At 63.2% G+C, this 14559-nt stretch carries 18 protein-coding genes; 7 read left to right on the plus strand and 11 right to left on the minus strand.

What is annotated here, in order from left to right; genetic code table 11:
* Positions 1 to 32: 32 nt before the first annotated feature.
* Entirely contained in the window at positions 33 to 2717 is a 2685-nt protein-coding gene (locus tag ACFE72_RS19320) for an EAL domain-containing protein (RefSeq protein ID WP_375414729.1), read from the minus strand.
* A 257-nt stretch (positions 2718 to 2974) separates the two neighbouring features.
* On the opposite strand from ACFE72_RS19320, the gene ACFE72_RS19325 reads away from it, so the two are divergent.
* The gene (locus tag ACFE72_RS19325; protein ID WP_375414730.1) at positions 2975 to 4078 is read left to right on the plus strand and encodes an NAD(P)/FAD-dependent oxidoreductase; all 1104 of its coding nucleotides are present in this window, start codon (positions 2975 to 2977) and stop codon (positions 4076 to 4078) included.
* Positions 4079 to 4194: 116 nt separating this feature from the next.
* Here ACFE72_RS19325 and ACFE72_RS19330 read toward each other — a convergent pair whose 3' ends face one another.
* Positions 4195 to 4380, minus strand: coding sequence for a YdcH family protein (locus tag ACFE72_RS19330; protein WP_375414731.1), 186 nt, complete (start codon positions 4378 to 4380; stop codon positions 4195 to 4197).
* Positions 4381 to 4630: 250 nt separating this feature from the next.
* Here ACFE72_RS19330 and ACFE72_RS19335 point away from each other — a divergent pair, with 250 nt between their 5' ends.
* A complete protein-coding gene (locus tag ACFE72_RS19335; RefSeq protein WP_375414732.1) occupies positions 4631 to 4837 on the plus strand; it encodes a YdcH family protein in 207 nt (68 codons plus the stop codon).
* A 13-nt stretch (positions 4838 to 4850) separates the two neighbouring features.
* Here the strand turns inward: ACFE72_RS19335 and ACFE72_RS19340 are convergent, their stop codons facing one another.
* Positions 4851 to 5228 carry a response regulator gene (locus tag ACFE72_RS19340; RefSeq protein WP_375414747.1) on the minus strand — a complete coding sequence of 126 codons (378 nt, stop codon included), beginning with the start codon at positions 5226 to 5228 and terminating at the stop codon, positions 4851 to 4853.
* Between the two features lie 372 nt (positions 5229 to 5600).
* Here ACFE72_RS19340 and ACFE72_RS19345 point away from each other — a divergent pair, with 372 nt between their 5' ends.
* Both ACFE72_RS19345 and ACFE72_RS19350 read left to right on the plus strand, forming a co-directional pair.
* Positions 5601 to 5855, plus strand: coding sequence for a hypothetical protein (locus ACFE72_RS19345; RefSeq protein ID WP_375414733.1), 255 nt, complete (start codon positions 5601 to 5603; stop codon positions 5853 to 5855).
* Positions 5816 to 6067 (plus strand): hypothetical protein, encoded by a 252-nt coding sequence (locus ACFE72_RS19350; RefSeq protein ID WP_375414734.1) that lies wholly within the window; start codon positions 5816 to 5818, stop codon positions 6065 to 6067. The genes ACFE72_RS19345 and ACFE72_RS19350 overlap by 40 nt, the downstream gene beginning before the upstream one ends.
* Before the next feature lie 5 nt (positions 6068 to 6072).
* On the opposite strand, the gene ACFE72_RS19355 is transcribed toward ACFE72_RS19350, so the two are convergent.
* Both ACFE72_RS19355 and ACFE72_RS19360 read right to left on the minus strand, forming a co-directional pair.
* Complete coding sequence (locus ACFE72_RS19355) at positions 6073 to 7230, minus strand: epoxide hydrolase family protein (protein ID WP_375414735.1); 1158 nt, start codon at positions 7228 to 7230, stop codon at positions 6073 to 6075.
* Positions 7227 to 7943 (minus strand): GGDEF domain-containing protein, encoded by a 717-nt coding sequence (locus ACFE72_RS19360; RefSeq protein ID WP_375414736.1) that lies wholly within the window; start codon positions 7941 to 7943, stop codon positions 7227 to 7229. Before ACFE72_RS19360 ends, ACFE72_RS19355 begins: the two co-directional genes overlap by 4 nt.
* Positions 7944 to 8072: 129 nt before the next feature.
* Between ACFE72_RS19360 and purE the strand changes: the two genes are divergently transcribed.
* Both purE and ACFE72_RS19370 read left to right on the plus strand, forming a co-directional pair.
* Entirely contained in the window at positions 8073 to 8561 is a 489-nt protein-coding gene (purE, locus tag ACFE72_RS19365) for a 5-(carboxyamino)imidazole ribonucleotide mutase (RefSeq protein WP_375414737.1), read from the plus strand.
* Positions 8558 to 9670: a 5-(carboxyamino)imidazole ribonucleotide synthase gene (locus tag ACFE72_RS19370; RefSeq protein ID WP_375414738.1), complete on the plus strand. Its 1113-nt coding sequence runs from the start codon at positions 8558 to 8560 to the stop codon at positions 9668 to 9670. Before purE ends, ACFE72_RS19370 begins: the two co-directional genes overlap by 4 nt.
* 10 nt (positions 9671 to 9680) lie before the next feature.
* Here the strand turns inward: ACFE72_RS19370 and aqpZ are convergent, their stop codons facing one another.
* Complete coding sequence (gene aqpZ / locus ACFE72_RS19375; protein ID WP_375414739.1) at positions 9681 to 10403, minus strand: aquaporin Z; 723 nt, start codon at positions 10401 to 10403, stop codon at positions 9681 to 9683.
* Positions 10404 to 10688: 285 nt separating this feature from the next.
* Between aqpZ and rpsU the strand changes: the two genes are divergently transcribed.
* On the plus strand, positions 10689 to 10994 hold the full coding sequence (rpsU, locus tag ACFE72_RS19380; protein ID WP_375414740.1) for a 30S ribosomal protein S21: 306 nt from the start codon (positions 10689 to 10691) through the stop codon (positions 10992 to 10994).
* Between the two features lie 189 nt (positions 10995 to 11183).
* Here rpsU and ACFE72_RS19385 read toward each other — a convergent pair whose 3' ends face one another.
* The 5 genes from ACFE72_RS19385 to ACFE72_RS19405 all read right to left on the minus strand — a co-directional run.
* Positions 11184 to 11996, minus strand: coding sequence for a hypothetical protein (locus tag ACFE72_RS19385; protein WP_375414741.1), 813 nt, complete (start codon positions 11994 to 11996; stop codon positions 11184 to 11186).
* A gap of 106 nt (positions 11997 to 12102) precedes the next feature.
* The gene (locus ACFE72_RS19390; RefSeq protein WP_375414742.1) at positions 12103 to 12387 is read right to left on the minus strand and encodes a cupin domain-containing protein; all 285 of its coding nucleotides are present in this window, start codon (positions 12385 to 12387) and stop codon (positions 12103 to 12105) included.
* Positions 12388 to 12406: 19 nt separating this feature from the next.
* Complete coding sequence (locus ACFE72_RS19395; RefSeq protein WP_375414743.1) at positions 12407 to 13504, minus strand: calcium:proton antiporter; 1098 nt, start codon at positions 13502 to 13504, stop codon at positions 12407 to 12409.
* Positions 13501 to 14322: an alpha/beta hydrolase gene (locus ACFE72_RS19400; RefSeq protein WP_375414744.1), complete on the minus strand. Its 822-nt coding sequence runs from the start codon at positions 14320 to 14322 to the stop codon at positions 13501 to 13503. The genes ACFE72_RS19395 and ACFE72_RS19400 overlap by 4 nt, the downstream gene beginning before the upstream one ends.
* A gap of 22 nt (positions 14323 to 14344) precedes the next feature.
* Positions 14345 to 14559, minus strand: a 215-nt coding sequence (locus ACFE72_RS19405) for an NAD(P)(+) transhydrogenase (Re/Si-specific) subunit beta (RefSeq protein WP_375414745.1), incomplete at its 5' end; no start/stop codon positions are given.

Below are 14559 nucleotides of genomic sequence, written 5' to 3' on the forward strand. Positions count from 1 at the left end.
AGCCGTCGTGACCGGATTGAGTTACCGGACCTTCAGCCCACCTTGCGCGCAGGCTCCGCGATGCTGCCGGTATGGCCGACCAGCGCAGAATATTGCAGGATCGGCGCCGGCCTGCCGATAAAGTAACCCTGCACTGCGTTGCAGCCTTCGTCCGCGAGGAAGGAGAGCTGCTCCTGGGTTTCGACGCCTTCGGCGACGATCGACATCTCCAGCCCATGGCCGAGGCCGATCACGGCGCGGACGATCGCCGCCGATTGCGGATTGCGTCCGAGATTGATCACAAAGGTGCGGTCGATCTTGATCTTGTCGAACGGGAACGCCTGCAGATAGCTCAGCGAGGAATAACCGCTGCCGAAATCGTCCATCGAGACGCGCACGCCCAGCGCCTTCAATCGCCGCAGCAGCGCCAGCCCGCGATCGAAATCCTCGATCAACACCCCTTCGGTGATTTCCAGTTCGAGCCGGCCCGGCGCAAGGCCGGTTTCCAGCAGGATGGAATGCGCCAGACTGACGAGATCGCCATGCATGAACTGCGCCGGTGAAAGGTTGACCGCGATTTGCAGCGGCCGCGGCCAGGATGCGGCTTCACGGCACGCCTCGCGCAAAATCCACTCGCCCATCTCGACGATCAATCCGCTTTCTTCCGCCAGCGGAATGAAATCGCCGGGGGGCACGAAACCGCGCACCGGATGGAACCAGCGCGCCAGCGCCTCGAAACCGATGACGTCGCTGCTGCCGATGCTGTGGCCGGCCCTCGCCTGCGGCTGGAAATGCAGCGAGAGTTCACCGTTCCGGATGGCAAGCGACAGATCCTGATGCAGCACGCGTCGATCGCGGATCTGTTGGTCCATCTCCGGTTCAAAGATGCCGATCGACCCGCGCGATTTCGCCTTGGCGCGGAACAGCGCCGCGCCGGCGTTGGCGAGCAGCGACGCCGCATCGGCGCCGTCGCGCGGGAAAATCGAAATTCCGGTGGTGCAGCCGATACGAACCGACTTGCCGCCGATCAGAAATTCGCTCGCAAGCGCTTCGGCGACCTTCTCCGCCAGCGCCTTGCCGGCATCGGGCTGCTTGCCGTCGATCAGCAGGCCGAATTCGTCGCCGCTCAAGCGGGCGACCACGCCGCCGCGCGCCGAGTTCTGGATCCGGCGCGAAACCTCGATCAACAGCTTGTCGCCGATCGAATGACCGAACACGTCGTTGATTTCCTTCAAACCGTCGAGGTCGACCGACAGCACGGCAAATTGCTCGTCGGTGCCGGCGCAGGCCTCGATCATCTGCGCCAGGGCCTGCAGGAACGCCGCGCGGTTCGGCAGATCGGTCAGGCCGTCGTGATATGCCATGTGCGCCATCCGCGACTCGGTCTGACGGCGGTCGGTGACGTCCTCGTGGGTCTTGATCAGGTATTGCGGCTGGCCGTCATCGCCGAGCACCGTCACGCGCCGCGTCAGGAACAGCCGCAAGCCGTCCTTGGTGCTGATCGGATGTTCCTCGGCGAGCATTCCCCTTTTCTTGATCGCCGCTTCGTCGCGCGCCACGATCAATCTCGCTTCGCGCGGGTTGAAAATGTCGGCGGCGGTCAGCCCGGTGGCGTCTTCGCGGCGGCGGTTGAGAATGATTTCGGCGCTGCGGTTGGCGAGCAGATACTTGCCGTCGCTGACGCGCTCGACGATCAGCGACACCGGAATATTATCGACGATCAGTTCGAGGAACTTCTTGGTGCTCTCCAGTTCAAGCGACAACGACTTGTGGTCGGTCACGTCGTCGAACAACGCGATCAGGAATTTCGGCCGGTCCTGGTCGTCGCGGGCGATCACGCGGTTGCTGGCCAGGGTGCGTTTTTCCGAACCGCGCTCCACCAGCATTTCGTTGCGAAACTGACTGTTCGGCGATTCCAGCGCGGCGCGATCGGCCGCCACGATGCCCGCCGCCGTCGCCGGCTTGAAGATTTCGTCGGCGCGCTTGCCGACGATTTCCTGGCGGGACAGCCGCGAGAATTTTTCGAACGCGCGGTTGGCGAGGATATAGCGGCCGTCCTCGATGCTCTTGGCGGCGACACAGACCGGGACGTTGTCGATGACTGATTCCAGGAATTGCGTGGTGGTCGCCAGTTGCCGCGCCAGTCGGCGCTGCTCGCTGCAGTCCTCGTGCGTCGCCACCGAGCCGCCGTTCGGCAGCTTCCAGTATTTTACGACGATCGACCGTCCATCGGGCAATTCGGTGACAAGGCCTTCGGCGGCGCCGGCACATCGATAGAAATCGTCGGTGCCGACGTCCAGCACGCCGCGCTTGCGCCGCAACGCCAGCAGCTCGGGACCGGTCATGTTCCTGGGAATGTCGGAGCGTGTCATCCCGTAGATTTCGAGATAGCGGTCATTGCAGAACACGACGCGCTTTTGCGCATCGGTCATGACGACGCCCTGGCTGAGGTTGTTCAGGGCAGAACTGATGAAGGCGTTGCGCCGCAACTGCGAACGCCTGGCCTTGCGCAACGCGGACATCACCCAAAGCCCCGCTGCCGCAACGAACGAGGCGATCACGATGCCGCCGATCAGGACTTCCCAGACGAAATGCGGATCCGCCGAGCCGATGTAGCTCGGGGGTGCGAAGCCACCGGACGCGGCTCGCGCCGCGTCCGATCGCCCCGCAAACAGGCATGCCACGGCCAGCGCAAAACCCGGAATCCTGCCGCCTGCCTGCCAATTCTTGGAAGCCATACCTCACCCGCAGATTGCCGCCGGAGTGTCTGGCTTCACGTGTTTGAATCAGGTAAACGCGTACCCTTGCAACCGGAAAATCTGAGTCAAATGACGGCAATTGGCCCTATATGATTAATGTGTCGCTAACAGCGATCCGCGGTCACGTAGGCCGTGAAAAAGAATCGTTCAAACAAGGCGATGGCCCATGAATCGATTCCGCTGCGGCCCTGGCTCGCATCGCGCCGGATCCGGCCGGTTCGAAATCCGGGCCGCGAATGGATAAAGTCGAATGCGTCGTTGTCGGCGCCGGGGTCATCGGCCTGGCCATCGCGCGGCGGCTGGCCCAGGCGGGCCTTGAAGTCGTCGTCCTGGAGGCGGCGGAAGGCATCGGCACCGTAACCTCGTCGCGCAACAGCGAGGTGATCCACGCCGGCATCTATTATCCTGCCGGCAGCCTGATGGCGCGGATGTGCGTGGCCGGCAAGCGCGCGCTCTATGCGTACTGCCGCGACCATGGCATCGCGCACCGCAATTGCGGCAAGCTGATTGTCGCGACGACACCCTCCGAAACCGCCAAGCTGCAGTCAATCAAGGCCCATGCCGAAGCCAATGGGGTCCTCGACATGGAGGTGCTCAGCGGGGAGGCCGCGCGCGGGCTTGAACCGGCTTTGCATTGCGACGCGGCGCTGTTGTCGCCCTCCACCGGCATTGTCGACAGCCATGCGTTCATGCTGGCGCTGCGCGGCGACGCGGAAGCCGCCGGGGCGGCCTATGCATTCCATGCACCGTTACAGCGCGCAAAGGCTGCGGCCGGCGGAATCGAACTTGATGTCGGCGGCGCCGCACCGATGACACTCGAATGCCGGCTCCTGATCAATGCGGCGGGGCTCGGGGCGACGGCGGTCGCGCGCAGCATCGACGGCATGCCGATCGAACTGATCCCGCCCGCCTATCTGGCGAAGGGCAATTATTTCAGTTGCAGCGCGCGGGCACCGTTTTCGCGCCTGATCTATCCGGTGCCGGAGCCCGGCGGACTGGGGGTGCACCTGACGCTCGACCTAGCGGGGCAAGCGCGGTTTGGACCGGACGTGGAATGGGTCGATGCGATCGATTATGCAGTCGATCCGGCACGGGCCGAGCGGTTTTACCCCGCGATCCGGCGGTACTGGCCCGCCCTGCCGGACGGCGCGCTGATGCCGAGCTACTCCGGCATTCGACCCAAGATCGTACCGCCGGCGGTAGCCAGGCAGGATTTCATGATTCAGGGGCCGCGCGACCATGGCGTCGGCGGGCTGATCAACCTGTTCGGCATCGAATCGCCGGGTCTCACCTCGTCCCTGGCGATCGCGGATCATATCAGCGAATTGGCGGGGGTTTGAAATCAGAACAAGGCACGCGATGGCCGAAGGCCGCCGCGACGATTATTGACCGATACGACAACTGAAAAATGGAAAGCTGTCCGTGGTAACGCAGCCGGACCAAGCCTTCCAAAACGCTAGTGAAGCGTCTCGCTGACCGAGAGCCTCAACCGCTCGATCTCGTCTTTGACCATCAATTTGCGGCGCTTCAACTCGACTATTCGCAAATCGTCCGTGGACGGATGGGTTAGGGCCTCGTGCAATTCGCCCTCCAGGACCCGATGTTTACGTTCGAGTTCAACGAGATGCGCCTGTATCGCCATACGAAGTCTCCTGATAGTGAAACTTGGATTCGGCCTGCACTGCGCAGTGTACACCCGCTTGGGCAGCTGTCGATGGGTATTAAAAGTTGAGCGTTCACATGGTGTATTAGTTGACATGAAACGTGAGGGAACTTTCTGACGCCGGCCGGCTTGCGCCGGTCCGCCGCACGGACGATATTCCTGTCGTGCTTTTCTCACATTGCGTTCCGCACCCCTTCGCAAACGCATCCGGTTTCAGCTAACGTAGACCATGACCAACGACGATGAGCGCGAACTCACCTCCGAGCTCGCCCGCCTCCAGCAGGAACACCGCGACCTCGACGCCGCAATCGATGCTCTGCATCAATCGCCCGCGCCTGACCTGCTGCGCCTGCAGCGGCTGAAGAAACGCAAGCTGCAATTGCGCGACCGTATCGCCTTCATCGAAGACCAGATCACGCCGGATATCATCGCGTGAGTTCGTCTGGCTTTTACGGGCCGGTCAATTCGCGAAGCATGCTGATGATCTCGACCGGACTGTAGGGCTTCGGAAGAAACCGCCCGCCCTCGGGAAGATCCTCTTGCGTCACGCTGACATGACCGGAGGTCGCAATGATCTTGATGGGCGGCCAGCGGCCGCGAATCGCTTGGGCGAGCTTAAGGCCGTCCATGGAACCGGGCATCTGGATATCGGTAAATACCACCGTGATGTCCCGCCGGCTTTCCAGTATCTCAATCGCCTCGTCGGCATTGGCCGCCTCGACAACGTTGAACCCCGCTGCCTGAATCAAATCGCGCGCATTCATACGCAACAGGAACTCGTCTTCGACGATCAGCACCACGGGTCCTTTAGTGCCCGGCAGACCCATATGTCTCACTCCCTTTGAAGAGGCGTTAAGCTCCGGATTATGTTTTCGTTCCAGTTCGCCTATATTCTGGCACGCTTCAGGGATGCGTGCCGCCAGGGGTGGCGCCGCGGCCGATTTCAATGCGGATGTTGCTGCCGCGCAAACATACCGGCGCAATCGCGATCGAGCGATCCGGTGCTTAAGCGATCAAGCCAGCCTTCGTCCCGGCCAGCCCGGTCGACAGCAGGCGCAGTGCGATCCGGAAACCCGCCGACATCGCGGATACGTAACTAAAGCGGGGGAAACCGGCCTTCGTGCCCGGGTCAACGCTTGACTCCTTTAGAACAAAAAGAGAACATTACGCACGATGTCTTCCAGCTTGGGGATTCCACGATGTCCGACTGCGCGCCGCCGACCGAAAACAATCACTACGAGCAGGCCTGCGACCAGGCGATCGCGATGTGCGGCGGCAATTTGCGCGGTGCGATCAAGGCCTTGATCATGGCGAATGAATATCTCGAAACGGAATTGCAGGAATTGCGCGGTCGGGAATGCCCCGCGCAGCGGGCAATGCCGCCTGATCGATCAACTGCATCCGGAGCCGCGCCATGGCCGATGTCACGTATTATGTCGCGTTGCCGTTCCTGAAGGATGACACCGGCTCGCCGGTGGCCGGTTCGGGTGAACAATGCCAGAGCCCGTCCGGCGCAATCCGCCGCGCCGAGGTGTTGGCGCGCGTCGCCGGCAATATTGGCGCGGTGGCGTTCAGCCGCACCGGCGATCCGACGGCCGGTGAATTCACCGACGCTCAACTCCTGAAAAAATTCGGCGAGGTGCCGGACGATCTCGACGAGCTGTAGGCCGCTCAGCGCAGGTCGCGAAAAAAAGCCTGCACCTCGCCTGCGAGTAACTCCGGCTGTTCCAGCGCCGCGAAATGTCCGCCTCTGGGCATGACGCTCCAGCGCCTGATGTCGGTAAACACCCGCTCGGCGGCGCGCCGAGGCGGCTTGAGTATTTCGCGTGGGAATTGCGCGTAGCCGGTGGGCACGGAAATGGTGCCGCCGGCCGGCAGGATCGCCGAGCCATGGCGGCGGGCATAATAAGGCCAGAACGACGAGCCGATCGCTCCGGTGAACCAGTAGAACGTGATGTCGGCGAGCATGCGGTCGCGCCCGATCGCCGTTTCGACATCGCCATTGCAGTCGGACCAGGCGCGGAATTTCTCCACGATCCAGGCCGCGAGACCCGCCGGCGAATCGGTGAGCGCGAACGCCAGCGTCTGCGGCCTGGTGCCCTGGATCCACTGGTAGCCGGTCTCCTCGCGAAGCCAGTGCTTGAGATCGCCGAGATAACGCCGCTCCTCCTCGTTCGGATCGGGAAATTCATCGGGGTCGCGGCCCGCGGCCATCATCAGATTGATGTGGATGCCGATCATGCGATCCGCATAGGCATAGCCCAATCGGCTGGTGACCGCGGCGCCCCAGTCGCCTCCCTGCGCCCCGAACGTCCTGTAGCCGAGGACGTCGGTCATCAGCGCGGCGACCGCATCCGCCATTTCAGGAACGCCGAACCGCTTCATGCCGGGCTGGAACGACAGGCCGTAACCGGGCAAGGACGGCGCAACAATGGTGAAGGCATCGCGCGCGTCGCCGCCAAAGCGCGCCGGATCGGTGAGGCGCGGGATGATCTCGAGAAACTCGAATACCGAACCCGGCCAGCCGTGCAGCAGCACCAGCGGCATCGGGTCAGGGCCGACGCCGGGCACGTGCAGGTAATGCAGATCGACGTCTTGGAGCGCGGCGCGGAATTGCGGAAACGCATTCAGCGCGGCTTCCTGCGTCCGCCAGTCGAACGCAGTGCGCCAATAGGCCGCGAGTTCACGGAGGTAAGCGACGTCGGTGCCGTAAGCCCATGCCTGGCCAGGTGCAGAATCGGGAAACCGGGTGCGGGCAAGACGATCGCGCAGATCGTCGATATCCGTCTCGGGGACGTGCAGCGCAAACGGGGTGGGATCGACTGTCATGGCCGTCCCTCATGCCTGCGCTGCGCCTTGCGCACATACATCGCGCTGTCGGCTTCTTCGAGCGCCTTGCTCGCCTCGGCGTGGGTGCCGAGTATTGCCACGCCTGCGGAGGCGCCGGCGGAAATCTTGCAGCCGCGGAACACGAACGAAAGTCCGTCCACCGCCTGCTCCAGCGAAGCCGCCTTGGCGTGCGCGTCGGTTTCGCTCAGATTCCACAGCAGCAGCGCGAACTCGTCGCCGCCGAGCCGACCGACCACGTCGGACGACCTGACATGCCGCAGCAGCACGGCGACGATGGCCTTGAGCACCTCATCGCCCGCGGCGTGGCCGTAAGCGTCGTTGATCGGTTTCAGGCGGTCGACGTCCAGCACGATCAGCGCGCCGGAGGCATGATAGCGCTTGATGTAGGCAATCGAACGATTCAGCTCGCGTTCGAAACCGCGTCGGTTGGGAATATCGAGCAAAAAATCCTGGTCCGCCGCGGCATCCAACTCGCTGATTCGAGCCACTGCCTTGGCAAGTTGCAGCCGCAACCGGCGAATCGTCTGTCTGGAGTCGGCAGCGATCGGCACGGCGGATTTCGCGGCAGACCCCGGCGATTTCGCGCGCGCTTTGGCCGCTCTCGGATGCGATGGCGCGACTTTGCGTGCCGACACGCTGCTTTTGCGGCGCTGCACGGCTTTCAGAGCGGTGGGTTTCGACTTCTTTTTCATGCGGATGGCTTGCCCGGGTTCACCAAGACAGGATAGTCCATTCCAGAACCCCTTGCCACGCCTTGCCGAACCTCGGGCCGAACCTATAATCCGGCCTATGTTTCTGCATTCCCCAACAGAATTAACTAAATGACCGCCACCGTTGCCATCATCATGGGGAGCCAGTCGGACTGGGACACCCTGCGCTTTGCCGCCGAAACGCTGGCCGCGCTCGACGTCGCCTGCGAGACCCGCATCGTCTCGGCGCATCGCACCCCGGACCGGCTGTTCGCCTTCGCCACGGGCGCCAGGGCGGCCGGCTTCAAGATCATCATCGCCGGCGCCGGCGGCGCGGCCCACCTGCCCGGCATGACGGCATCGCTGACCGAACTGCCGGTATTCGGCGTGCCGGTCGAATCCAAAGCGCTTTCGGGCGTCGATTCGCTCTATTCGATCGTGCAGATGCCGGCCGGGATTCCGGTGGGGACACTGGCGATCGGCAAGCCCGGCGCCATCAACGCGGCCCTGCTCGCCGCAGCGGTGCTGGCGCTGGGCGATCCGGCGCTGGCAGGGCGGCTTACCGCCTGGCGCAAAGCACAAACCGAGGCGGTGAGCGAACGGCCGGAGGGCGTTGCGTGACCGTTTCGAATCAGGCCAGGCTGAAGCCGGGCGACAGCATCGGCATTCTCGGCGGCGGACAATTGGGCCGGATGCTGGCGATGGCCGCCTCCCGCCTCGGCTTCAGGTGTCAGGTGTTTTCGCCGGATCCGGATGCGCCGGCATTCGACGTGGTGCAGAACGCCACCTGCGCCGAATATGCCGACGTTGAGGCGCTCGAGCTGTTTGCCAATGACGTCGATGTCATCACCTACGAATTCGAGAACGTGCCGGCTGCCGCCGCCATGGTGCTGGCGGCACGCCGTCCGGTGCTGCCTGAATACAAGGTGCTTGAAACCACCCAGGATCGCCTCGCCGAGAAGGATTTCGTAACCAGGCTCGGCATTGGCACCGCCGCTTATGCCGACGCATCGTCGGTAGACGGCCTGCGGGCCGCAATCGCGCGCGTCGGGCTTCCGGCCGTGATCAAGACCCGCCGCTTCGGCTATGACGGCAAAGGCCAGGCGATCATCCGCGACGGCGACGACCTGCAGCGGGTCTGGATCGATCTCGCTACCAGATCGGCGATCCTGGAGGCGTTCATCCCGTTCGAGCGCGAAATTTCCGTGATTGCGGCGCGCGGCGCCGACGGCCATGTGGAATGTTTCGACGTCACCGAAAACAAGCACGGCGATCACATTCTCAAGGTTTCGCGGGTGCCTGCGGCGATTTCCGACGAGCTGGCCGCGCAGGCCCGCGGCATCGCCGAAACCATCGCCAACGCGATGAACTATGTCGGCGTGCTCGCGGTCGAAATGTTCGTGGTGCCGAGCACGCAGGGTTCGACATCCGGCCCGACACTGTTGGTCAACGAGATCGCGCCGCGGGTGCACAATTCCGGACACTGGACGCTGGATGGCGCCTCGATCTCGCAATTCGAGCAGCATATCCGTGCCATCGCCGGATGGCCGCTGGGCAAACCGGTCCGCCACGGCGCGGTCACCATGACCAATCTGATCGGAAACGATGTCCTCGCTTACGAACAGTGGCTCACCGCGCCGGGGGCCACCGTGCATCTCTACCGGAAGGGCGCGCCGCGCTCCGGCCGCAAGATGGGACACGTCACGCAAGTGACGCCGGACAGAAAATAGCGGATCGAGGTCACGCCGGCGTCTTGCCTTCGACGACTCCCGTCGGTTCTCCGCTAAGCCAGCGATAGATCACGCCGCCCAGCACCCCGCCGATCAACGGTGCGATCCAGAACAGCCATAGCTGCGCCAGCGCCCACCCGCCGACGAACAATGCCGGGCCGGTGCTGCGCGCCGGATTGACCGAGGTATTGGTGACGGGAATGCTGACCAGGTGAATCATCACCAGCGCCAACCCGATCGCCAGCGGCGCGAAGCCCGCGGGGGCCTTGCCGTGGGTCGAGCCCATGATGATGAACAGGAACATCATCGTCATCACCACTTCGGTGATGAAGCAGACCGCCATGCCGTATTTGCCGGGCGAATGCGTGTCGTAGCCGTTGGAAGCAAAACCGTTGCTGACGTCAAATCCGGCGGCGCCACGCGCGATCGCATACAACAGCGCCGCAGCGAGGACGGCGCCGATGACCTGCGCAATTACATAGGGAAGGATCTGCGCGGTCGGGAAACGGCCGCCTGCCGCCAACCCGACCGTCACGGCCGGATTGAGATGGCAGCCGGACACATGGCCGATGGCATAAGCCATGGTCACGACGCTCAATCCGAAGGCGAATGATACGCCGAGCAAGCCGATGCCCACCTGTGGAAACCCCGCGGCAATCACCGCGCTGCCGCACCCCGCAAACGTCAACCAGAACGTGCCGATCGTCTCGGCCGCATACTTCTTTGCGTTCATGCGAATCCCTCCCGATGGTATTCTCGGATGCGATGTGATGATGAGTCGTGTTGCGAGAGTATGTGACTGGCTCCGGACTCCTGTCGAGGTCCTTCTAATGACGCCAGTTATAATAACCGGCCAAATAGCGTAGCTCGGCGTCGAAATGGGGCCAAAACGACACCTGCGGCGGTAGACATTCCGGGTTTGATCTGGTACATCCGCGCCCTTGAAGTCGAGGGCCTGGCCTTAGCCGGCTCTCTGCCTCTGAAAGCTTCCAATCCGATCAATTGAAGAGGATGCCGCGTGCAGGTTCTCGTTCGCGATAACAATGTCGACCAAGCCCTCAAGGCGCTGAAAAAGAAGATGCAGCGCGAGGGGATTTTCCGCGAGATGAAACTCCGCGGCCATTACGAAAAGCCCTCCGAGAAGAAGGCCCGCGAAAAGGCGGAAGCGGTGCGCCGTGCTCGCAAGCTTGCTCGCAAGAAGCTGCAGCGCGAAGGCCTGCTGCCGATGAAGCCGAAGCCCGTGTTCGGCGCCGGCGCCGGAGCGGATCGCGGCGGCCCGGGCGGGCGAAGCGGTCCCGGCGCCGGCCCGCGCGGACCGCGCTGAACCTTTTCGGATGAGTGTCATGACGCGGGCCTTGCGCCCGCGTTATTATTTTGACCGATGCATTCGGACGGCGGCAGGTTACCGCCCCCTAGATTATAACCGTGCCAATCCGTCCCAGGAACGAGGCGGCGCGAAGCGGCATCGCGCGCGTGGGACGGGTAAAGTCGTCCCGTCACTGCGAGGAGAGCGCTACCGCGGCAGTACGGCGTGGAATACCGACTTTGCCGCCGACAGCACGTCCTCGGCAACCGACGTGCGCTCCCGCGGCGCCGTTTCGGCCGCTTCCGCACGAAGCTCGAGCGGTTGCGACGGGATATCGGCAGGCGGCGTCGGCCGCCGCGGATCGTCGACCTGCGCGGAGCCATAAGGCGGCTTGATAGCCAACGAACCTGTCGGCAGATTTGTCGATTCGGTCCGGGGCGTCGAAACCATGATAGGAGACGGCAGCGGCTGCACCGGCGCCGCCGTTACGGCGCGCGGCGCATCTTGGTGAAGCAGTTCGGGGCTACGCACCGCCTCCTGCACGCGCGGCGAGGCTTCATTGGTGCCACGCAACCGCTCGATTGCCGCGCGCGCAAGATCATTGGCGTCGCGCTTCTGTTCCGGCGCGGCCGCGGCTTCGACCGGGGCAGACGCCGGGGGCGGCGCCGCAATCGCCGCAGCGGCGGGCGCTGACTTCGAAGCCGGCTTGTCATGCGGCTGAACCCGGCGCGGTTCGACCGACAAGCCGGCGCCTTCCGACGGCCTGTCGGCAACGACGGGCCGTTCCGATGCGGTCTTCTCCAGCAGCGCTTTTTCCGAGATGCCCTTCGCCTTGACACCCGATTCGGGAATACCGGCGATGTCCGGTGCCTTCTTCGTCTCAGGGGTGGAAGCCACGGCCGTGGCGGGGGCGTCGGGCTTGGCGACGATGTAATGATTGACGATGTAGGCGCCGATGATAGTGGCAAGCACCGAGGGTAGAATGTCGATCGTGAACTTCGAGACGTATTTCTTCAGCATCGCCGGCCTCCCCGCGCGCTTCCTGATGCGGGCACTTTGAGGCGCATTGAGGGATCAACTGCGACAGATCGGTGGCAATCGGCTCTATTGAACGTTTCCAGCGCCTTCACCGCTTCAGTTCGACCTCCAGAAACACGATTTCGGTTTGGGTTTCGTTAAGCACGTCGTGTTCGACGCCTGCTTTCCGGAAATAGGATTTACCGACACCGAGCTGCGCCTTTGAGCGCTCGCCATTGGGCGCCACGATGGTCATTTCGCCCGCGGTTACCGGCACCACCACGTAGTCCATCTGGTGGATGTGATGCCCGGTGGCGCTGCCGGGCGGCAGCCGCCATTCGGTGATGCGAACTTCCGCGGTGTCGACCTGAACATCCGATTTTGCGCCGATCATGGCCGCTTCTCCCTGCACGTCACGGCACGAATACCATGAACACGAATACTGCAAACACCAGCACGTGAACCAGCCCGAACAGGATATTGGTGCGGCCGGTGCCGAACGTCAGCATGCCCAGAAGGAACGTCATCACCAGCAATATCATCTCCCGCTGGTCGAGGCCGAGCACCAATGTCTTGTCCAGCGCATAAGCCACCACCGCAACCGCGGGAACTGTCAGGCCGATGGTGGCCAGCGACGACCCCAGCGCGAGATTGATGCTCTTTTGCAGATCGTTGTTGCGTGCGGCGGAGATCGCCGCGACGCTTTCGGGCAGCAGGATCAATAGCGCCACCAGAATACCTGCAAAGGCCGGCGGCGCGCCGATCGCGGCTGCACCCGCTTCCACCACAAGCGAGAATTTCTTTGCCAGTAGTACCACCGCCAGCAGCGAGGCCAGCAGCAGAAAGCCGCTGAGCATCAGCGTCCGGCCCGACGCATGCTCCGCGTCGCCGCCGACAACATCCCCTTCGATGATGAAATAATCGCGATGCCGGATGGTCTGGGTATAGAGGAACACGCCGTAGAGGATGATGGTGACGACGCTGACAAAGGTGAGCTGGGCCACCGAATAGAGCGGCCCGGGTGTCGTCAGCGTGTAGTTGGGCAGGATCAGGGTGATGGTTGCAAGCACGATCAGCACGCTGAGATACAGGTTGGATCCCGTCACCTGCACATCCTGCTCGCGGTAGCGCAGGCCGCCGGCCAGGATGCAGATGCCGACCAGTCCGTTGCACACGATCATCACCACCGCAAATACGGTATCGCGCGCGAGCGTCGGCACGGCTTTTTCACCGAGCATGATGGTGGCGATCAGCGCTACCTCGATCACGGTGACCGCCAGCGTCAACAGCAGCGTGCCATAGGGTTCGCCGATCTTCTGCGCGATCACCTCGGCATGATGCACGGCGGCGAATACGGTGCCGAACAGGATCACGAGCAGCATCGCGGCGAACACGATGCCGCCAGCCGTCGGCGAGAACGAATAGCCGAGCGCGGTGGCGACCACGAACAGCGCGACGGCGAACGCGGGAAAAATCCACGCCGAACGGGGCATCGGGCCGTGAGCGCTCATTTACTCAGGCCTTGATCTGCGGTTCCTGCGAGAAAGGCTCGGGCAACATCCATGGTGCCAAAACTATCGAGATCGTCATGAGCGGCCTCGGCAAAGCGTACCATTTGCTTGGGCTGATGCGCAAATTCGTAGAGCTTTTCACCGAACCGGATCGGGATTGTGAGATCGCGTTCCCCGTGCATGATCAGGACAGGCGAGGTCACATCGGCAATCCACCGGTCGGAGTGGAATGGATCGCGGACGAACCAACGCACCGGCGCGAACGGAAAAGCCGCCGCCGCGACATCGGCAATCGACGTGTAGGGCGCTTCCAGAATCAGCGCTGCGATCCGGTGCCTCGACGCGAGCGCGACGGCGGGTCCCGTACCGAGCGAATATCCCCATGACGCGATGCGACCGGTCGCGTAGCGCTGCGCGGCGAACGCGTAGGCCGCCTCGGCGTCCTGCAACAGACCGGCTTCGCTTGGAGACCCGGACGATCCGGCATAGCCGCGGAACGATACCGCCACAAGTCCGGTGCCGTCGGCGACCAATTTGGCAAACCACGGCGCACGCCAGGCGAGGATATCGCCGTTGCCATGCAAGAAGATCACCACCATCTTGCCGACCTGCGGCGGAACGTGCCAAGCGACGAGCTGCTCGCCGTCGCCGGTTTGCAGCAGATGTTCTTCAGCCTGCGGCAGGCCGGCGGCTTGCGGCGAGGTACGACGCGTTTCCGGGATGGGGAAGAGAATCGAGCGCTGTGCGAGGTACAGCAAGGCAAGCCCGCCGCACCAAGCCATCAGCGCAAGCGCGGCTAGCCATTTAAGGACGGTCATGGCCCCAGCCAATAGGCCGGCCTTACATCCCCTTGACGATGTTCTCGGTCATCTTCTTGGCGTCGCCGAGCAGCATCATGGTATTGTCGCGGTAGAACAGCGGATTGTCGATGCCGGCATAGCCGGAGGCCAGCGACCGCTTGATGAACATCACGGTGCCGGCCTTCCAGACCTGCAGCACTGGCATGCCGTAGATCGGCGAGGTCTTGTCGTCCTCGGCGGCGGGATTGGTGACGT

The sequence above is a fragment of the uncultured Bradyrhizobium sp. genome, from assembly GCF_964252615.1.
GTDB lineage: Bacteria > Pseudomonadota > Alphaproteobacteria > Rhizobiales > Xanthobacteraceae > Bradyrhizobium.